Origin of the sequence: Paraburkholderia acidicola, from assembly GCF_002362315.1 — a bacterium.
In the GTDB taxonomy this organism is placed as follows: Bacteria; Pseudomonadota; Gammaproteobacteria; order Burkholderiales; family Burkholderiaceae; genus Paraburkholderia; species Paraburkholderia acidicola.
Map to the genome: position 1 here is coordinate 1,741,655 of NZ_MTZV01000006.1, position 18,346 is coordinate 1,760,000.

Consider the following 18,346-nt stretch of genomic DNA (forward strand, 5'->3'; position numbering starts at 1 on the left):
GGAGTGCCCGGCTACGGTTTGGTTTCGAGGTGAGCAGCACGGACGTAGTAGATATCCCACTCCCCTTCATCCACTTTGACGAAGCCACTTCGTTGATAGAAGCGATTCGAGTCACTGCCACGCAGGGCGCCGACTTTAATTGGCATCGATTTCGAGTTCGCATCTGCCACAACGTCTCGCAACACCGAAGCGCCGATGCCTTTGCCCTGGTGTTCCGGGAGTACGTAGAGATGATGGAGGAGGATGTGGTCAGCCATGGGCCTCACGACCACGAAGCCAACCGTTGTTCCGTCGGCAACGATGTAGCGGCATAGCGACGGATCGAAGGATGCGAGAAACCGGTCTCGCGCGCGCTGTGCGTCGAATCGGCCGATGCGCTCGAGGCTTTCTCTCATTGCGAGGATGCGGATTTCGACGAGTGTGTCGGCGTCGGCGGATGTGGTTGGTGTGTAGGTGATGTTCATTTGGGTTTTCTAGCGTCAGGCTCGCAGATATTGCCGCGCAGAGCGAACAAATTCACGAATGTCCGCGTCCGAGTAGTCGAGGTCTTCATGGTTGGCCCATATCCAGCTCATGATTTCTGCACCGTTGAGCCCGGGGGTGACAGCCGCCGGGAGGCAGTACTTTTGTGCAATTTCTCTGGTGCGTGGCACAACGTGGAAATGTATAGATTGAGTCGTCTCACCGAACCGCGAGAAGTAGATGCGTTCGGGACGCAGCAACGCGTTAAGAAGTCGCTCTGCAACACGAAAACATTTCGCAAGATCTGCATCGGCTGCGATCGGGAGGTCGCTAAACCCGGCGACCGGCGAGAGGGATTCGAGGATCAGATAACCTGGCAAGCGGAAGCTATGCGCCTGGCTCAGTTTATAGAAGTCGGATCGATATATTTCGAATTCATCCATGTCGTCGATGTATGAACGAAGTGGCAGGGTTGCGGACAATCGGAAAACCCGCGGGAGTGTCCAAGGCCGGTCAGGGCCAACTGCACGCAATCTACCGCGTGTCCTCCCCCGCCATCGAGTTCCATTCAAGCCAACCAATGGTACGTCCAGGAAACGCGACAGCGGTAAAAGGCCAGGATGTCTGAACCCATTGCACCAATTCCTCCGCAACAACCTTCGGGAATTCATGGTCGGTGGCTACCGGAGAAAACCAGCAGAATGCTTGAGCGTCGAACAACGCTTTGCGCCGATCATTCTCAATCTTCGATTTGACCGGCTTGATATATAAGCAACCTGCGTAACACCGTTCCTTTGACTTATCGAAAACGGCATAAGCAAACGCCTCTCGATCATGGAATTCCCGCTCATGGCGATCGAGGTCCGCAAGGTTCTCGGCAAAAGTCATATCTCTTGCAGGCCAATCGTTGCCCGCACCAAAAACTCCACGAATCGCGTCAGCGCATGACATCACACATTCGTAGTCTTGAACCGCGTGAACCGTTGAGAGGATCTCCAAGACCACACGCGGCGTTTCATGAACGCGAGGAGGGACGAAGCTATCCGGAATGAAGGCCATTGGTGCATGCACTCTTTGGTAAGCGAAAAGGAGTACGTCACTGGTACGCCACGGATTGTCACCGATCTACCGATCACGCGCCGATTCAATCCCGCGAAGAATCAGATCGATCCCAGCAAGAAAATCAACCCGATCGTCACGAGTGCGCAACTGCCCCGCTACGCTGCGGGTGAACGGATACTCATCCGGATCGAGTTCGGACCACATGGTCGCCACCTCATCCAGAAAGTCGGACCTGTCGGTCTCCTGCTCCAGCGCGAGGTGCGTGTTCGCCGCGTTCTGCCCACCGACGCCAAGGATGTAGCTCAACAACGCCGACACCGTTACCCACTGCGCTTCGTCCGGCACACCAAGCGCACGAAGCTGCTGACCGATACGTTCGAGTATGCGCACCGCCGGCAACTTGCCCGGAGCGCGTGTTAGCGCTGAGCCCACCCACGGATGCGCATCGATCGCATCGAACATGCCCAGCGCGACGGCGCGAATGGTTGCCTCGGGCGTCGTGCTGTCCACAGATGCGTCCATTGTGCGGGCGACGATCGCGTCGCTGGCCGCGATCAACAGATCGCTCTTGCTCGCGATGTGCCCGTAAATCGCACCAGGACCGGTAGCGAGCTGCTCGGACAACGCGCGGAACGTCAACCCGCTCTCTCCGCCGCTATCCAGAAGCGCGATCGCGGTCTCGATGATCTGATCCCGCGAAAGCGATTCTTCCCGTCGTTGCGTGTTGCGTGCTTTTTTAACCATCTCTCGTCTTGACACGTATGGAATGTTGTTCCAACATTACCATGGAATGTCGTTCCATAGATAATCGGCGGCAGATCTCCTGGCAACCAGCACCCTCATGGAATCAGAATGAATACTTCAATTGCGATCGTCGGTGCAGGGCTCGGCGGGCTGATGCTCGCCCGCGTCCTGCATGTCCACGGCATTGCTGCGACGGTCTATGAGGCGGACGCGTCGGCGGACGCGCGGGCGCAGGGCGGCATGCTCGACATCCACGAAAACAACGGCCAGCTGGCCCTCAAGGCAGCGGGACTGTTCGATAAGTTTCACGAGATCATTCACCCTGGCGGTCAGGCAACGCGCGTGCTCGACAAGGACGGCAACGTTCTGTACGACGAGTTCGATGACGGCACAGGCGGTCGACCTGAGGTACCGCGAGGAGAGCTTCGGCGGATTCTGCTGGAGTCACTTCCTGCCGGTACGGTCCGCTGGGGACACAAGATCACGGCGGCAACTTCGCTCGGTGGTGGGCAACATGTGCTGACGTTTGCTGACGGATCGACAGTGACGAGCGATCTTCTTGTCGGTGCCGACGGTGCCTGGTCGAAAGTTCGTCCGCTTCTTTCCGAGGCCAAACCGGCCTATGCCGGCGTCTCGTTCATCGAGACGTATCTGTTCGACAGCGACACGCGTCACGCGGCGAGCGCGCAAGCGGTGGGTGGTGGCTCGATGTTTGCGCTAGCGCCGGGAAAAGGGGTTCAGGCGCATCGCGAGCCCAATAGCGTGCTGCACACTTACGTAGCGTTGAACAAGCCGGAAGACTGGGTTGCCTGCCTCTTCTTCTCCGACTCCGCGACTGCCCTCGCGCTCGTCGCCGCGGAATTCGATGGCTGGGCACCAGCGCTGACAGCGCTCATCACCGATGGTGAGACAGCGCCTGTGCCCCGCCCGATTTATGCGCTGCCAGTCGAGCACAAATGGGATCGCGTACCAGGAGTGACGCTGCTTGGCGATGCGGCACACCTGATGATCCCGTCTGGCGAAGGCGCCAATCTCGCCATGTATGACGGCGCCGAACTCGCGAGAGCCATTGCCGCCAACCCTCGCGATGTTGAAGCCGCGCTTCTCGCGTATGAGCAGGACCTCTTTCCCCGCAGTGCTGCCGAGGCTGTGGAGGCTAGCCGGGTCATCAAGATGTGCTTCGGCGACAACGCGCCTCAGAGCCTCGTGGACTTTTTCACTCACTGACCGCTTGTCGAGTATCGGCCGTTGCAAGTCCAGACCCGGTCACTTTCTCGACACACCGCCAATATGCTCGGCAAAGAAAGCGTCCATCGCTTCATAGAACTCGAACTGGTTCTCCTCGTTATGAAAACCGTGCCCTTCGTTTTCCTTGAGGATGTATTTCACATCGACGCCACGCGCACGCAAGGCACTCACGATCTGATCGCTCTCGGCCTGTTTGACTCGCGGATCGTTGGCGCCTTGTGCAACGAGGAGCGGTGTCACGATCTTGTCCACGAAAAATAGCGGCGACGCATCGTGCAGTGTCCGCTTGCCCTCTTCGGTCTGCGGGTTGCCGATCATCTCGTACATCATGTCGCGTATCGGCTCCCAATACGGCGGCATCGATTCGAGCAACGTGAAGAGGTTCGATACACCGACATAGTCGACGGCAGCCGCATATCGATCCGGAGTAAACGCAATGCCCGCAAGCGTGGCGTAGCCGCCATAACTTACGCCGTAGATCCCGACCCGCGCTGGATCGACGATCCCTTGCGACACAAGCCAGTCGACACCGTCATCGATATCGTTCTGCATTGCGCGACCCCATTGCCCGAAGCTTGCCTCCCAGAACGCACGCCCATATCCCGTCGAACCACGGAAGTTAACCTGTAGCACTGCATAGCCGCGATTCGCAAGCAACTGCGCTTCTGCATTGAAGCCCCACGTGTCTCTCGCCCACGGGCCGCCGTGCGGATTGACGATCAGCGGCAACGGCTCGGCGAATATCTGTCCAAGCTCGAATCCTGCAGGTAGCGTCAGATAGCCGTTGATCTGCAGGCCATCGCGTGCAACGAAGTGAACGGGCAGCATTGGCACCATATCGTTAGGGTCGAGCCACGGCGCCATGTCCGCCAGCTTCGCGAGGCGCCGTCGCTCGATGTCGTAGATCCACATCGAACCGGGCGATCTATCGCTAGCGGCATACACGATTGCACGCGATTCGTCGCGCGTGTTGCTCACGATGGTGGCTTCCTGATCTGGCAACTGACGTTCGAGATCTGCTCTGATGTCTCGAGTTTTGCTGTCGAAGAAATGACGATGAATCCGGTCGTCGATATAAAACGCAGCTGTCAGCACACGTCGATGTTCCGAATACCTGAGCCCACCCACATCGACATGCGCCGTCTCAAACAGCAGGGTGCCTTCTTTTGCCGTTTGGGGATCGAACTCGAAAATGGCGGTTTTGTCGCGCCCGCGGTTCGACAGAACGTAAATCTGTTTGTTGTCGAACGTGAAGAACAATGGCGCAACGGTCTCGCGGAAGTCGGTCGTCAGAATGGCGCGGAAAGGCTCGGTCTCGACGTCACGGTAGAGCAACGTGTTGTTCACGCCATCGGTCGCGATCGCGACGCGCAACCGTCCATCGTGATCTGTCATCCAGCCTGTGACGTTGCCTGGGTTCTCTGCGATCGGTGTTAGTTCAGCCGTCTTAACATCAACGCGAAAAACGTCGAAGACCTGCGGATCGCGACGATTCATCTCGATCAGCACATGGCGGTCGTCATCCCTGAGTTCGTCGACAATACTGGCCCTGACGCCATCGAACGGCGTCAGATCGCGCGGCTCGCCACCGTCGATCGGAACAGATAGCACGTGGAAGTTCTCGTCACCGCCGAAGTCTTTGGCAAACAGAATCTGATCGTTGCCCTTCCACATATGGAAGGACACGTCGCGTTCTGTTTCGCTGGTCAAGGGGCGTGGCTCGCCGACGGGGGAGCCTTCGGCATCGATCCCTTGCACGAATATGTTCTGGCGGCCCGCGTGTAGCGCAGCAAAGGCGAGGTGCCGCCCGTCGGGCGCAATGTCGAATGCGTGCTTGTCTGGTCTGCGGAAGAAGTCTCGTACCGCGTATCGTTTGACTGCGCTACCGCTACCCTTATCCGTTCGCTGATTCTCAGCAACCATATGCACCTCCAAGAAAACTGCATTTTTGTCGACATGGCAAGACGGCAACGCCAGGCTTGCAGATCCTCAACATCAGCGCCTATCGCTGCATCTCCGCCCGAAGCTCCCGCACCCCCCGCCCCAGCCTTCGACGCAACAAAGTCCGCAGCGTCGCCGAGTCGGCATAACCCACCTCGCTTGCAATCCTCTCGATATCGTAGCCAATCGAAACGAGGTTCTGCGCCCGTTCGATTCGCAGATCCTGAAAGAATGCCAAAGGTGATTTGCCAAGCACCGCCTCGGTACGGCGCTGCAATGTGCGCGGTCCAACGGACAACGCACTCGCCGCTGCCTGCAACGAAAAACCCACCGAAAGATTGTCGCGCGCCCATCGCTCGAATCGCTCAACCAAGGGATCGGCGTGCGCAAGATGATCGGGGATGATGTATTCGGCCTGCGATGACCGCTTGTCGATCAGCATGAGACGCGCAACGAGCGTCGCAAGTTCGGGACTCGTTTGACGCAGCAGCCATAGCGCGAGATCGAGATGGCCCATCGCAGAACCCGCGGTGACCACGCTTTGTGACGCGACGACCATGCGTGAATCATCCAGATTGACGGCCGGATAGCGTTGCCGGAAAAAAGGCGCCAGTGACCAGGTCGTCGTCGCCTCACGGTTATCCAGAAGCCCGGCTTCGGCCAGCAGAAAAGTCCCGATACAGGCCGCCGCGACACTGACGCCGTCAGCGTGCCAGGTACGAAGGGCCGCCATCGCGTCGCGCGTATCGCGACGCTCCAGCGCCTCGATCAGCCGATCCGGCTGCCGCACACTCGGCGCGGGCACCACCACCCAATCCGGACGACCGATCGTGCTGGCCAGTTCGACCGCTGTCGACAGCCCGTGCGCGGTACGGATGCGTCTGCGCACGCCCACCACCCGTACGTCGAAGGGCGGTGCGGGGAACCCTTGGGCTGCGGCTTGTTCATTGGCCATCGCGAAGGTATCGAGAAACACCGTAAGCCCGGTATCGAACAATCCGTCCAGCGCGAGGATGGCTACTCTCATGTCGCAAACACCTCTATTAATGTCATTTACGACTATAGCCTCGCTCCCGGTGGAAGTCTAGACTGCGTAGCAATGTCGGCAGGTTAACGCTCTGGCCGGGCATTCGATCAACCCGTTGGAACACCGCTACGCCTGCGCGCGGAGATAGCATGAACGATTCGATACAGACTGACCTCGACCGTCCGATCTGGGCGGCACTCAACACGCACCAGGCGCACCTTGGGTATGGAGACGCGCTTGTCCGTCGATACCATCCCGATGTAGCACCCTTTGCTGCGCTCGCATCCGAAACGCCCGCCGCCTATCAGGCGCTGCGCCAGCTTCTGCTGCCGCACGAACAGGCTGCCCTGCTGCAATCCGCGGAACCGATCGATGCAATCGACGGGCTACAGCTAACGCCCGTGGGCGTCATCCACCAGATGATCGCTTCGCGCGTTAACGCAACGCATGCTGACAACGCGGAGGTCATCCGGCTCGGTAACGCGGATGCGAAAGACATGCTCGATCTGACGCAGAAGACAAAGCCCGGACCTTTCGGCAAGCGAACTCACGAGATGGGCCATTACATCGGAATCCGCGACCACGGGCGGCTCATTGCGATGGCTGGCGAACGGATGCATGTCGCGGGATACGTCGAGATCAGCGCCGTGTGCGTAGACGACGACTATCGCGGACGCGGCCTTGCAGGTCGACTCATGAATGTCTTGCGCAGCGAGATCGAGCACCGCGGAGAAACGCCGTTTCTGCACGTGCTCAGCCACAACACGTCAGCGATCGGGCTGTATGAGCGTCTTGGCTTCAGCTTGCGTCGCACGTTTCACCTTATCCGCATCGGACATACCAGTCCGGTTTAACTCATCGCTCTATAAACGCTAGCAAGTGCAAGGAAGTCACCATGTCTAAAAACATTCTTATTACCGGGGCTAGCAGCGGTTTTGGCCGCGATACGGCGCAAACGCTCGCTCACGCCGGACACCAGGTATTCGCGTCCATGCGCGACGTCGCCGGACGTAACCGGGCCCATGCCGATGCCTTGCAAGCCAGAGGTATTCATGTCATCGAACTGGACGTGACAGACGAAATTTCCGTCGAACGCGGCGTGGCTTCCGTGCTCGACAAAGCCGGACACCTCGACGTACTAGTCAACAATGCGGGCATCGGTTCAGCGGGCATCTCCGAAGCGTTTACGACAGAACAGTTACGCGCGCTCTTTGACGTCAACGTATTCGGCGTTCAACGGATGCTAAGAACCGTGTTGCCCACTTTCAGGCAACAGGGGCACGGCCTGGTGATCAACATCGGCTCGATCCTTGGTCGCGTGACCTTTCCTTTTTTCGGTCTGTATGGCGCATCGAAGTTCGCAATCGAAGCGTTGACCGACAGCTATCGCTATGAGCTATCGAAGTTGGGCATCGACGTGGTGCTCATCCAGCCCAGCAACTATCCGACGAACATTTTCGCGAGCGCCCAGCGGCCCAGCGACACCGCGCGCAGCCAGGGCTACGGTGAAATCAGTGCCATTCCGGACAAGATGGTGGATACCTTGATGGCGCTGTTCAAAGGCGACAACGCGCCGAACCCGCATGACGTAGCCGAAGCCATTGCACAGGTCGTTCAGCAACCAGATGGCAAGCGTCCCGCACGTCTGGTAGTGGGTCAGTCATTTGGCGCTGACGCCATCAATGCGCAAGCTGTGTCGATCCAGGCGCAGTTGCTGGAAGGCCTTGGTCTCGGACAACTCACCGAAGCGTAAGCGGGTTCTACGCTTTCGCACCTCACGGGCGGGATGCCATTACAATCGGACACTTCGATCCGACAACCGTGATTTGCGCCATGAGATACCTACTTGCATCGACACTCGCGGCGATTCTCGCGGCCACCAGCATGGCCGCGAACGCCCAGGCATCCGGGAGCAGCGATACGTCCCAGCGGCAATGCGCTATTGGCTATGTCACTGGCGTGGGTGGGTCGGTACAGAGCGTGCGCGAATACCTTGCAACCCGCAGCAGAGACCAGATTCGCTACATTACGGAGAATCCGATTCAATGCAAGATTTCCGACGAGGGTCGCGCGACCGACTGCACCGGCATCACCAGTCTTCGGAATGAGAAAGTCAGCGTGTACGACGACAGCGACAGTACGACGACGTCCGTAGTCGCTCGCGTCGAACTCGAACGCGGAACGTACCCAATCATCATTGCTGTTCCCAAGCAGGATGTGCGATGTGAGGAGTGACGGTCACCCTGTGCTGCTGACCGCACGCCCACCAACCTGAACCGCTCCGTCCAGATATCGGGCGGTGAGCGTACAAGGCTGACCCAGCGCATCGCCTTGTAGCAACGTAATACTTCGCTCCAGCAATACAGCCAGCGCCCCTGCCGCCACGCCCGTTGCGGCATCTTCGAGATGCGGCTCGAGATGATTGAAGTTGCGGCCCACATAGATATCGTCGGCAAGACGGCAATAGGCATAGAGGCCCGACACGCCGTGTGTGCGGCTCCATCCGGCAATCGCAGCGAGATCGGGGCGCAACGCCTGCAACGTCGATTGATCCGCCACTTCCACCAGCAGCTTTGCGCTGCCCACCGACGCAAGCCTCGGTATACCAGTCAGCTCAACCGGTTTCGCGCGAAGTAACTGCGCTGTTTCCGCGAGATCGATATTCAGTGCCGGACAACGCTGCGGCTTCAAGCCAATCAAGATGTTGTTATGGGTACGTTCGACTTCGAGAATCTGCCGATGCATGCTCGTGACGAACTGAATCCGCGCGCTGTCCGGGTTTCGCTCAAACAACAACGCGCTCGCCGCAAGTGTCGCATGCAGGCAAAGCGGACTACGGGTATGCGGATAGTAGTAATCGAGCACGATGTTGCCAGCAGCATCGGTTGCTATGAATACCGTCGCAGCCGCGTCTTGTTGCCGCGCAAACTCGAGCCGTTCCGATTCAGTCAATGCAAAATCCTCGACGACGATAGCAGCGTTGCCGCTCGCATCGGTACGGCCAAAGCAAAGCATGCGGTGAGTATTCATCGTGGATCGAGTCTCTTAGGTTATCGCCGACGCATCAGAAAAGCTGTAGAACATCCATACGTGCACCATTCTAGCGTTCCAACGTACCGCTAGAACCGCGCCAATTTCGGATTCCGCGGGCCGGGCCGTCCTGTCAAAAAAGAAACGACCGTACTATTATTTGTGTATCCTTGTTCCATTCCGCAAAGTACGGCCCGTGACGGGTGCCGTGTAATGACGATCTTCCTTTGTGAGTGCAGACCCGATGCCTTCCATGCTGCTTTCCCGGCGCGACCTCGCCTTTCAGTTATATGAATGGCTCGATGTCGAAACGCTGACACAACGCCCGCGCTTCGCGGATCATTCGCGTGAAACCTTCGATGCAACGCTCGATACCAGCGAACGCATGGCCACCGAGCTGTTCGCCACTCACAACAAGAAAAACGATCAGCAGGAACCGCACTTCGATGGCGAGCGCGTTCATATCATTCCCGAGGTCAAGACAGCGCTCGATGCTTTCGGCACGAGCGGGCTGATTGCATCGAGCCGCGATTACGAGGTCGGCGGTATGCAACTGCCGACGGTGATCGGCAAGGCCTGCTTTGGCATGTTCACGGCGGCTAACTGCGGCACCGCGTCCTACCCCTTCCTGACCGTGGCAAACACAACGCTGCTGCTCGCGCACGGCACGCCTGCGCAGATCGACACCTTCGCTAAACCGCAACTGGAAGGGCGCTGGTTCGGCACGATGTGTCTGTCGGAACCGCAAGCCGGTTCCTCGCTGTCCGACATCGTGACGCGCGCACAGGCCGACGGCGATTCGCCGTTTGGCCCGCAATACCGTCTGACCGGCAACAAGATGTGGATCTCCGCCGGCGAACACGAACTGTCCGACAACATCGTGCATCTCGTCCTCGCCAAGATTCCGGGGCCGGACGGCAAGCTGATTCCAGGCGTAAAAGGCATCTCGCTCTTCATCGTGCCGAAGTTCATCGTCGATGCAAACGGTACGCTTGGTGAGCATAACGACGTCGTGCTCGCGGGCCTCAATCACAAGATGGGTTATCGCGGCACCACCAACTGTCTGTTGAATTTCGGCGAAGGCACGAAGTATCGACCGGGCGGCAAGAGCGGCGCAATCGGCTATCTGGTGGGCGAACCGCACAAAGGTTTGTCGGCGATGTTCGTGATGATGAACGAGATGCGGATCGGCGTCGGCATGGGCGCGGCCATGCTCGGTTCGACGGGCTATCTGCATTCACTCGACTACGCACGCAATCGTCCGCAGGGCCGGTCGATCGGCCCGGCGGGTAAAGATCCGGCCAGCCCGCAAGTCAAACTCGTCGAACATGCCGATGTGCGTCGCATGTTGCTCGCGCAAAAAGCCTATGTGGAAGGTGCGATCGGTTTGAATCTGTACTGCGCGCGGCTGGTTGACGAAGAGCTAAGCGCCGCAGATGACAGCGCACTCAAGCAAGCATCGCTGCTGCTGGAAATCCTCACGCCGATCGCGAAGAGCTGGCCATCGAAGTGGTGCCTGCACGCAAACGATCTCGCGATCCAGATTCACGGCGGTTATGGCTACACGCGCGAATACAACGTCGAGCAGTTCTACCGCGATAACCGCTTGAACCCGATTCACGAAGGCACTGACGGCATCCACGGTATGGATCTGCTAGGCCGTAAGGTCGTCATGCAGGACGGCGCAGCGTTCAAGCTGCTCGGTCAGCGGATCGGCACAGCGATCAGGCGTGCGATTGAAAGCGGCCATCCCGAACAGGAAGCGCAGGCAGAGGCACTCGACACCGCAATCAAGCGACTCGCCACCGTCACGCAGGCGCTATGGCAAACCGGTGACCCACAGTTGACGCTCGCCAACGCAACGATCTACCTCGAAGCATTCGGCCACATCGTGCTGTCGTGGATCTGGCTCGAGCAGGCGATCGTCGCCGCAGCGGCACTCGCAAAAGCCGAAGGCGACGAAGCGGGTTTCTATCAAGGCAAGCTCGCAGCCGCGCGCTATTTCTTCCGGTGGGAATTGCCGAAGACCGGCCCGCAGTTCGATCTGCTGGCCTCGCTCGATCGCACCACACTCGACATGCAGGACGCTTGGTTCTAAAGCCGCGCTTCTAAAGCAATCCCATTCGCATCTCAACCTCGACACCGACATGGCAGGAGACAAGATGAGCACCATCGAACGACTATTCGACCTGAAGGGCAAAACCGCGTTGATCACGGGTGGCTCGCGCGGTCTCGGTTTGCAGATTGCCGAAGCGCTCGGCGAGCAAGGTGCGAAGATTGTTTTATCGGCGCGCAAGGCCGATGAATTGCAGGCCGCACAAGCGCATCTGCAATCGCTTGGCATCGAGTCAAGCTGGATAGCCGCCGATGGCGCTAAAGACGCCGACATCGCACGCCTCGCCGACGATGCGCTGAAAACGCTTGGCCACGTCGATATTCTCGTCAACAACGCTGGTGCGACCTGGGGCGCCCCGGCGGAAGACTATCCGGTCGAAGCGTGGGACAAGGTGATGAACCTGAACATCCGCGGCCTGTTCCTGTTGACGCAACAGATCGGCAAACGCAGCATGATTCCGCGCGGCTACGGCAAGATCGTCAACGTTGCGTCGATAGCGGGTCTGAAAGGCAATCAGCCGGGCACACTCGACACGATCGCCTACAACACATCGAAGGGCGCCGTGGTGAACTTCACTCGTGCGCTTGCGGCGGAATGGGGCGAGCACGGGATCACCGTCAACGCACTCGCACCGGGCTTCTTTCCTTCGAAGATGACGCGTGGATCGCTGGAGGCATTGGGTGTCGACCGGTTGTCTGCGGGCGCGCCGTTGCGGCGTATCGGTGATGATGAAGATTTGAAGGGTGCTGCGCTGCTGTTCTCGACCGATGCGAGCAAGCACATCACAGGGCAGATTCTGGCGGTGGATGGTGGGGTCAGCGCGGTATAAGTGCTTCCGGTTTCTACACGATCTCGGCCTTGACGGACGTTCGCGACTACTTGAAGCGGACGTCCTTCGCGATACCAGCTTCTAGCGATTCCCATAACGCCGCGATCGATCAGGCCGGCGCGGGGCCAAGATGCTCATGAATAATGAGCCATCGCGCTCCTTCACGAACCACCACCGTCGTACCTCGCCCTCCTCCCGTGCCACGCTTGCCTGCAATCAATCCAGACCACGCAAAGTCATAGATGCAGATAGCACTGCGGTCGCTGACGTAGGTCCACACGACATTCTTGATCGCGTAGTGCTCGTCCTTTATCTGATCGAAATTCGCCGTAACGGCTGATCCGATTGCAGCTTTTCCGAAGTACGTTCCGTCGCTGAAAACGAAGCACGCGTCTTCATGGACCAGCGGCGCGACCACCTCCCAACTGTGACGCGCCAATGCGTTCTCGTAAGCCGTGAGCAATGTCTCGTGGTTCATCGTTTTCTCGGCGTTTTGAATGGATCGATTGTTCAGGAACGGCAGTTGCTAGCCTCTGCGACGTGCAACGCCCATTGTAAGGAATCGGCATCGTGACGAACCGGATTCTCATCCCATGAAACCTGACCGTGCCCTCGAAGCCCTGAATTTCTTCGTGGCAGACGTGCAGGCCGGCATCGGCCCGTTTCTCGGCGTGTTTCTTCAGGCGCGCGGTTGGGGTACCGACCTGATCGGTACCGTCATGACGATCGGTGGCATTGCCGGCATGGTTGCGACCTCGCCGGCTGGCGCGCTCGTCGATGCAACCCGTCATAAGCGCATGCTGATCGTGGTGGCCGGCGTGATGACGGTAGCGGCATCGGGGCTATTGTGGGTGTCGCATGATTACTGGATGGTCGCGGCATCGCAGATCGCGACTGCGATCACGGGCGCGGCCCTTGGGCCCGCGATGGCCGGCATCACGCTCGGCATCGTGCGGCAGCGCGGTTTCGACCGGCAGTTTGGACGCAATCAGGTGGCCAATCATGCAGGCAACGTCGTGGCGGCCGCGCTGTCCGGCTGGCTCGGTTGGCGTTACGGCTTCGGCGCTGTCTTCGCACTCAGCGCGGTGTTCGGAATTTTGTCGTTGATTGCGGTTGCGATGATCCGCGAAGACGCAATCGATCACGACGTCGCGCGCGGACTCGAAGCCGACAATTCGAGCGGCAACGCTAGCGAAGCAAAAGTAAGCGGCTTGCGCATCCTGCTCGAATGCCGGCCGCTAGTCGTACTCGCCGCAGCGCTAGCGCTCTTTCACCTCGGCAATGCCGCGATGCTTCCGCTCTATGGGCTTGCCATCGTCGCCGCGCATCAAGGAGACCCCAGTGCGTTCACGGCCGAAACCATTGTGATCGCGCAACTGGTGATGGTCGGTGCCGCCGCATTCGCTTACCGTCTGATCCGCTGGCGTGGTTACTGGTGGGTGATCCTCGTCACGTTTCTTGCATTGCCGGTGCGCGGGATGATTGCCGCGTCGGTGATTCATCAGTGGGGGGTGTGGCCGGTGCAGGCACTCGATGGCATTGGCGCAGGGTTGCAAAGCGTTGCCGTCCCGGCGCTCGTGGTCCGGTTGCTGGAGGGGACCGGACGTGTCAACGCCGGGCAGGGCGTCGTGATGACCGTGCAAGGTGCGGGCGCGGCTTTGAGCCCAACGTTGGGCGGCCTATTGGCGCATCACTTCGGCTTCCCCACGGCGTTCATCGCGCTGGGTGCGATTTCGACGGGTTCGCTGGCACTCTGGCTTTGCTTTGGCGCCGGGCTTAGACACGCATGTCGTGCATGCGCTGGGCCCGCTACCGATACCGACGCTACAAACGCGCGTCCGGCTGTGTCGTCTTAGTCCGTTGGGAGTGTCTAACAGAGCGCCCATCGCGCGACCGCTTGCTTTACACGGCATCAGCGAAAACCGTATTCGGAGTTATGTCGATCGAAGGTCGACTCACTCCAGTGCCGAGGCACGACATCTTCGAAATGAATCATCTCCAGGAGTTTGCCGTGTGCGTCCCATGCCGCTTCGCCGGTCGGCCAGGGGTGCTGCAGATCGAAAATCAGTCGCACACGCTGCGCGTAGTGCGCGGGCGGCCCGGACGGAGCAATCCACGTCCAGGCAAGCATTCGCGTCCCCTGCACATTCACGAGTTCGATGTGAGCCGGCTTTTCCATCAGACCCTCTGCGCGAAAGCTGCGCGCGTCGTGCTCGATAGTGCGCGCGACGAACTGCAAACCGATGTCGCGCACGCTGTGGCGCGACTGGGCGAGCGCGAACGGCCCATCGATCGCGACCTTGCCTGACACGATACGCAACGGACCGCCCACGTGACCGTAGACGCTATCCGGGTCCGTCGTTTCGTCGTACAGAATCTCCTGTCCCGCATGCGCACCGTCAGGCAACCACTTTGCGTAGACTTTTCGTGGGTTGTCCTGGTAGCGGACGATCATGTGATCGGGCCGGGCTGACCATCTGCCGAATACCCGCTCCTGCCGGAACATGCTGTATTCGTAGGCGTTGTGGAGAATCATGTCGGATCTCGCGTACTCGACGAAGGCCTCCGGTTTCATCGCATCCATCAGCGCGAGAATCTGATTGTCTGGCAGGGACAAAAGCGAGTGATCTTCGATCCGCGCTCTCCACGACGCGGCCTGTTCGTCCGCGGTGAGGCATCGGAAGTGATCGACGTCCGTGTTCACGGAATCCGTCGTGGCGGCGCGCGTGCATTCCGCCGATGTGCCAGATAAAGACGGCGAATTCGGGTTGATCTCTTGAGCGAATGTGCCCGTTGAAATTACCAGGCACAGTCCCGCGAGCGCGCACAGCAGTGTCCGTGCGGCTAGCGGGTTGCGAGAAGTGCTCATAGAGAAAGCCGGACTAGCGCCGACCCATTCCACCGAAGCTGTGCGCGCCACCGAATCCACGCACCCCACCGCCACCGAACCCACCGCGATGAAAACTCCCAGCGACAGGTACACGGAAACGGCCACGATCCATCAGATGGTAATGATCGAAGTGGTGGAAGCGATGAAAGCGATCGACAAAGATCAGGTTCACACCGGCGCCGATGAAGACTGGCGGCCCCCACCACCACGGGTCGAGGTAGGGATAGTCCGCGACCGGGTACCACAGCACGCTACCATCCTGGCCTTGCACGATCTGCCAGGTTCCATCACTTTGCAGGCACGCACGTCCGACAATCTGCTGTGTCGTGCCGTCGATATCTGCCTGCCCCACCACGGCACGACAATTCGCGCCGTCGGCCGGCGCGGGTAACTCGTCGGATGTCTGCGCGAGTGCAGGCACAGCAAAGCCGAGACACGCGAGCAGAGTCCCAAAACGAAGCAATCGATTCATCATGTATGGCCTCGTAAATTCCCGACGTTTTCGACGTCGCATCACTGGCGTCACCCGGCACATCGGTTTGCCCAGGCAAATTCACGCCTCGAGGCCACGGCGATTGAAACCTGCCGCGCGGGATGTGAATGCCTGATAACAAAACGTTGGAGCACACCGGCTTATTCCAGCATCGCTCGACGAAACACGAGCGTCCCGCGCGACATAACCGGTGAATCCCGCTCACATACACATGAGAATTTCTGACTTAGCGATCACGCCCATAGCGGGTTACTGTGACGGCGCCCGACTTATGGCCTCGCATGGGGTCGTCGTAGCGCACTGACCGAGGGAGAAATGGCGATTCTGATGGGATTGATTTCGGCTCTATGCTGGGGGATCACCGATTTTCTGGCAGGGCATACCACTCGCCAGATTGGTGTGACCCGGTCGCTGTTCTATAGCCAGTCGTTTGGATTTCTCGTTTTGACTGTGTCGATGGTGTTTCATCCATCGCTGTTCCATTTCGGCGTGAAGGGCTTTGGGCTTGCCATGGCGGTGCTGGCAGCAGTTTGTAATCTGATCGCAATGGCGTCTTTGCTCAAGGCATTGTCGATCGGCAAGGCCTCCGTCGTTGCGCCGATCGTCTCACTGTATGGGGCGGTAACGACGGTCCTGTCGGTGATCGCCGGCGAACGGATTACAACAATGGCCGTGGCTAGTCTCGTGCTTTGTATTTTTGGAGCAAGTCTGGCCGGTATTTCGAAGTCATCGGACGGTAAGCCGGAAGCCCCTGCTTCTATTGGCCTCGCATTGCTCTCCGCGTTGATGTTTGGACTCGGCTTCTGGTTTCAGGGAGCGTTTGCTGTCAAGGACTTAGGCATCGTCGGGACGTTATGGGTGTATTACCTTGTCGCCGTGGTTGTCCTGTTCGCCGTGCTAGTCGGGAGCCGCAACCTGTCCCCGCCACGAGGTTCGATACTTGCGCTGATCCTTACCATCAGCTTGCTTAGCCTGTTCGGGTTTTCTGCTCTGGCGTACGGTTCGGGCACAGGTCACGTGGCGATCGTCACGGTGCTCAGCTCGTTGGCGAGTGCGGTTACGGCTGTGCTTGGATTTGCTATCCGTGGTGAACGCCCAAGCGTGCCTCAATGGATAGGCATCTCGATCATCACTTTCGGCGTCGTGTCGCTCAAGCTGACTTCGGGGATCGTGGCAGGCTAAGTAACATCCCGATCGAACGGACTGGTACGATCATCGTTCCATCCGCCCACGAAGCGTCGTTCCACCGATGACACTTTTCGACCCCGCACGACACGAGCCGCTGATCGGAACCGACTGGGACGAACACGCCGCCCGGACAACGATCCAGCACATAGCCGCCGGTACGCACGCTAGCTTCAATCCAGACACGTATTGGCCCACGCACGCGCTTGATGGAGATCCCTCCGACACGCTCACGCAGCTTTATCACGGCGCGTGTGGAACGTTCTGGGCGCTCGCCTTTCTGGAATCGATCGGCGCAGCAACGCCCGGCGTGGATTACGCCCCGCACTATTCGACGCTACTGGAGCGAAACCGGATTGCGCTGCAAGACGAATCCGCCCAGTCGCTTGCCTCATACATGATGGGCGACGTGCCAATTCTGTTGCTCGAATACCAACGTACGCCAACTGAACAGCTCGCCGACAAGCTGGCGGCGCTCATCCTGTCGAATCTCGACAATCCGACGCGCGAACTCATGTGGGGCTCGCCCGGAACGCTACTGGCATCGAAGTTTCTCTATGAGCGAACCTCGGATGAACGCTGGGCCGATCTGTTTCGGTTGACCGCGGACAAGCTGTGGTCCGAGCTGCTCTGGTCACCGGAACATGCGTGCTTCTACTGGACGCAAGATCTATATGGCAAGCAATCGACTTACCTCGATAGCGTCCACGGCTTCGTTGCCACGGCTCTACCGCTGATCGCCGGTCGGCATTTGCTAACCGACGAGCGCTGGAACGGCTGGCGCGAACGCATTACCACCACCATAGCCCGCACCGCAGTCGTCGATGACGGAAAGGCGAACTGGCACGCCCAGTTGATCCGCGAAAACGTCAATGCCGCGCCACACCTGATGCAGTTCTGCCACGGCGCGCCGGGGTTTGTCATATGTCTTGCCGACATGCCTGGCGATGAGTTGGACACGTTACTGCTGGCGGCGGGCGAAGCCACCTGGGCAGCAGGCCCGTTGAAGAAAGGTTCGAACCTGTGTCACGGTACAGGTGGCAACGGGTTCGCTTTTTTGTCGCTCTATCGGCGGACTGGTGATAGTCGATGGCTGCATCGCGCACGCGCATTCGCCATGCACGGTATTGCGCAAACGATGGAAGCGGAGCGTCAGTACGGGCAGCTACGCTATTCGTTGTGGACCGGAGATCCTGGGTTTGCGATTTATCTATGGAACTGCATACACGGGACGGCTTTGTTTCCGACGCTTGATTTCTTTTTTACGGATGTGTCGACTCGCGACATGCAACGTTCAGCGACGGCTACCAGAACCTAGG

19 protein-coding genes are annotated in these 18,346 nt (G+C 59.0%); 9 read left to right on the forward strand and 10 right to left on the reverse strand.

What is annotated here, in order from left to right; translation table 11 throughout:
* Positions 1-11: 11 nt before the first annotated feature.
* The 4 genes from BWP39_RS26390 to BWP39_RS26405 form a co-directional block, all read right to left on the reverse strand.
* Positions 12-464 carry a GNAT family N-acetyltransferase gene (locus tag BWP39_RS26390; protein WP_096725188.1) on the reverse strand — a complete coding sequence of 151 codons (453 nt, stop codon included), beginning with the start codon at positions 462-464 and terminating at the stop codon, positions 12-14.
* A gap of 15 nt (positions 465-479) precedes the next feature.
* The gene (locus BWP39_RS26395; RefSeq protein WP_096725189.1) at positions 480-905 is read right to left on the reverse strand and encodes an HIT family protein; all 426 of its coding nucleotides are present in this window, start codon (positions 903-905) and stop codon (positions 480-482) included.
* A gap of 91 nt (positions 906-996) precedes the next feature.
* Complete coding sequence (locus BWP39_RS26400) at positions 997-1,521, reverse strand: hypothetical protein (protein WP_096725190.1); 525 nt, start codon at positions 1,519-1,521, stop codon at positions 997-999.
* Positions 1,522-1,587: 66 nt separating this feature from the next.
* Entirely contained in the window at positions 1,588-2,268 is a 681-nt protein-coding gene (locus BWP39_RS26405) for a TetR/AcrR family transcriptional regulator (protein WP_096725191.1), read from the reverse strand.
* 108 nt (positions 2,269-2,376) lie between these two features.
* Between BWP39_RS26405 and BWP39_RS26410 the strand changes: the two genes are divergently transcribed.
* Complete coding sequence (locus BWP39_RS26410) at positions 2,377-3,495, forward strand: FAD-dependent oxidoreductase (RefSeq protein ID WP_096725192.1); 1,119 nt, start codon at positions 2,377-2,379, stop codon at positions 3,493-3,495.
* A 39-nt stretch (positions 3,496-3,534) separates the two neighbouring features.
* Here BWP39_RS26410 and BWP39_RS26415 read toward each other — a convergent pair whose 3' ends face one another.
* On the reverse strand, positions 3,535-5,439 hold the full coding sequence (locus BWP39_RS26415) for a S9 family peptidase (protein WP_096725193.1): 1,905 nt from the start codon (positions 5,437-5,439) through the stop codon (positions 3,535-3,537).
* Positions 5,440-5,518: 79 nt separating this feature from the next.
* Positions 5,519-6,484 carry a GlxA family transcriptional regulator gene (locus BWP39_RS26420; RefSeq protein ID WP_096725194.1) on the reverse strand — a complete coding sequence of 322 codons (966 nt, stop codon included), beginning with the start codon at positions 6,482-6,484 and terminating at the stop codon, positions 5,519-5,521.
* A 149-nt stretch (positions 6,485-6,633) separates the two neighbouring features.
* Here BWP39_RS26420 and BWP39_RS26425 point away from each other — a divergent pair, with 149 nt between their 5' ends.
* The 3 genes from BWP39_RS26425 (at position 6,634) to BWP39_RS26435 (ending at position 8,719) form a co-directional block, all read left to right on the forward strand.
* Entirely contained in the window at positions 6,634-7,338 is a 705-nt protein-coding gene (locus tag BWP39_RS26425) for a GNAT family N-acetyltransferase (RefSeq protein WP_096725195.1), read from the forward strand.
* Positions 7,339-7,379: 41 nt separating this feature from the next.
* The gene (locus tag BWP39_RS26430; protein ID WP_096725196.1) at positions 7,380-8,237 is read left to right on the forward strand and encodes an SDR family oxidoreductase; all 858 of its coding nucleotides are present in this window, start codon (positions 7,380-7,382) and stop codon (positions 8,235-8,237) included.
* An 80-nt stretch (positions 8,238-8,317) separates the two neighbouring features.
* Positions 8,318-8,719 (forward strand): hypothetical protein, encoded by a 402-nt coding sequence (locus tag BWP39_RS26435; protein WP_096725197.1) that lies wholly within the window; start codon positions 8,318-8,320, stop codon positions 8,717-8,719.
* A 3-nt stretch (positions 8,720-8,722) separates the two neighbouring features.
* On the opposite strand, the gene BWP39_RS26440 is transcribed toward BWP39_RS26435, so the two are convergent.
* Entirely contained in the window at positions 8,723-9,514 is a 792-nt protein-coding gene (locus BWP39_RS26440) for a PhzF family phenazine biosynthesis protein (protein ID WP_096725198.1), read from the reverse strand.
* A gap of 244 nt (positions 9,515-9,758) precedes the next feature.
* Here BWP39_RS26440 and BWP39_RS26445 point away from each other — a divergent pair, with 244 nt between their 5' ends.
* Complete coding sequence (locus BWP39_RS26445) at positions 9,759-11,612, forward strand: acyl-CoA dehydrogenase (RefSeq protein ID WP_096725199.1); 1,854 nt, start codon at positions 9,759-9,761, stop codon at positions 11,610-11,612.
* Positions 11,613-11,676: 64 nt separating this feature from the next.
* Complete coding sequence (locus tag BWP39_RS26450) at positions 11,677-12,459, forward strand: SDR family oxidoreductase (RefSeq protein WP_096726190.1); 783 nt, start codon at positions 11,677-11,679, stop codon at positions 12,457-12,459.
* A gap of 109 nt (positions 12,460-12,568) precedes the next feature.
* Here BWP39_RS26450 and BWP39_RS26455 read toward each other — a convergent pair whose 3' ends face one another.
* The gene (locus tag BWP39_RS26455; RefSeq protein ID WP_096725200.1) at positions 12,569-12,937 is read right to left on the reverse strand and encodes a DUF4440 domain-containing protein; all 369 of its coding nucleotides are present in this window, start codon (positions 12,935-12,937) and stop codon (positions 12,569-12,571) included.
* A gap of 115 nt (positions 12,938-13,052) precedes the next feature.
* Between BWP39_RS26455 and BWP39_RS26460 the strand changes: the two genes are divergently transcribed.
* Positions 13,053-14,315 (forward strand): MFS transporter, encoded by a 1,263-nt coding sequence (locus BWP39_RS26460; RefSeq protein WP_096725201.1) that lies wholly within the window; start codon positions 13,053-13,055, stop codon positions 14,313-14,315.
* 56 nt (positions 14,316-14,371) lie between these two features.
* On the opposite strand, the gene BWP39_RS26465 is transcribed toward BWP39_RS26460, so the two are convergent.
* Both BWP39_RS26465 and BWP39_RS26470 read right to left on the reverse strand, forming a co-directional pair.
* Complete coding sequence (locus BWP39_RS26465; protein ID WP_096725202.1) at positions 14,372-15,328, reverse strand: DUF1571 domain-containing protein; 957 nt, start codon at positions 15,326-15,328, stop codon at positions 14,372-14,374.
* Positions 15,329-15,341: 13 nt separating this feature from the next.
* Positions 15,342-15,821, reverse strand: a complete 480-nt coding sequence (locus tag BWP39_RS26470; RefSeq protein WP_096726191.1) for a hypothetical protein — start codon at positions 15,819-15,821, stop codon at positions 15,342-15,344.
* 336 nt (positions 15,822-16,157) lie between these two features.
* On the opposite strand from BWP39_RS26470, the gene BWP39_RS26475 reads away from it, so the two are divergent.
* Together BWP39_RS26475 and BWP39_RS26480 are read left to right on the forward strand one after the other, a co-directional pair.
* Positions 16,158-17,024 carry a DMT family transporter gene (locus tag BWP39_RS26475; protein WP_096725203.1) on the forward strand — a complete coding sequence of 289 codons (867 nt, stop codon included), beginning with the start codon at positions 16,158-16,160 and terminating at the stop codon, positions 17,022-17,024.
* Between the two features lie 67 nt (positions 17,025-17,091).
* Positions 17,092-18,345 carry a lanthionine synthetase C family protein gene (locus tag BWP39_RS26480; protein WP_096725204.1) on the forward strand — a complete coding sequence of 418 codons (1,254 nt, stop codon included), beginning with the start codon at positions 17,092-17,094 and terminating at the stop codon, positions 18,343-18,345.
* Position 18,346 lies beyond the last annotated feature (1 nt).

Coding starts and splice junctions, on each gene's coding strand:
- BWP39_RS26420 (WP_096725194.1), bottom strand. CDS start 6,484: ATGAGAGTAGCCATCCTCGCGCTGGACGGATTGTTCGATACCGGGCTT.
- BWP39_RS26425 (WP_096725195.1), top strand. CDS start 6,634: ATGAACGATTCGATACAGACTGACCTCGACCGTCCGATCTGGGCGGCA.
- BWP39_RS26410 (WP_096725192.1), top strand. CDS start 2,377: ATGAATACTTCAATTGCGATCGTCGGTGCAGGGCTCGGCGGGCTGATG.
- BWP39_RS26440 (WP_096725198.1), bottom strand. CDS start 9,514: ATGAATACTCACCGCATGCTTTGCTTTGGCCGTACCGATGCGAGCGGC.
- BWP39_RS26400 (WP_096725190.1), bottom strand. CDS start 1,521: ATGGCCTTCATTCCGGATAGCTTCGTCCCTCCTCGCGTTCATGAAACG.
- BWP39_RS26475 (WP_096725203.1), top strand. CDS start 16,158: ATGGCGATTCTGATGGGATTGATTTCGGCTCTATGCTGGGGGATCACC.
- BWP39_RS26430 (WP_096725196.1), top strand. CDS start 7,380: ATGTCTAAAAACATTCTTATTACCGGGGCTAGCAGCGGTTTTGGCCGC.
- BWP39_RS26395 (WP_096725189.1), bottom strand. CDS start 905: ATGGATGAATTCGAAATATATCGATCCGACTTCTATAAACTGAGCCAG.
- BWP39_RS26455 (WP_096725200.1), bottom strand. CDS start 12,937: ATGAACCACGAGACATTGCTCACGGCTTACGAGAACGCATTGGCGCGT.
- BWP39_RS26470 (WP_096726191.1), bottom strand. CDS start 15,821: ATGAATCGATTGCTTCGTTTTGGGACTCTGCTCGCGTGTCTCGGCTTT.
- BWP39_RS26415 (WP_096725193.1), bottom strand. CDS start 5,439: ATGGTTGCTGAGAATCAGCGAACGGATAAGGGTAGCGGTAGCGCAGTC.
- BWP39_RS26405 (WP_096725191.1), bottom strand. CDS start 2,268: ATGGTTAAAAAAGCACGCAACACGCAACGACGGGAAGAATCGCTTTCG.
- BWP39_RS26390 (WP_096725188.1), bottom strand. CDS start 464: ATGAACATCACCTACACACCAACCACATCCGCCGACGCCGACACACTC.
- BWP39_RS26445 (WP_096725199.1), top strand. CDS start 9,759: ATGCCTTCCATGCTGCTTTCCCGGCGCGACCTCGCCTTTCAGTTATAT.
- BWP39_RS26435 (WP_096725197.1), top strand. CDS start 8,318: ATGAGATACCTACTTGCATCGACACTCGCGGCGATTCTCGCGGCCACC.
- BWP39_RS26480 (WP_096725204.1), top strand. CDS start 17,092: ATGACACTTTTCGACCCCGCACGACACGAGCCGCTGATCGGAACCGAC.
- BWP39_RS26460 (WP_096725201.1), top strand. CDS start 13,053: ATGAAACCTGACCGTGCCCTCGAAGCCCTGAATTTCTTCGTGGCAGAC.
- BWP39_RS26450 (WP_096726190.1), top strand. CDS start 11,677: ATGAGCACCATCGAACGACTATTCGACCTGAAGGGCAAAACCGCGTTG.
- BWP39_RS26465 (WP_096725202.1), bottom strand. CDS start 15,328: ATGAGCACTTCTCGCAACCCGCTAGCCGCACGGACACTGCTGTGCGCG.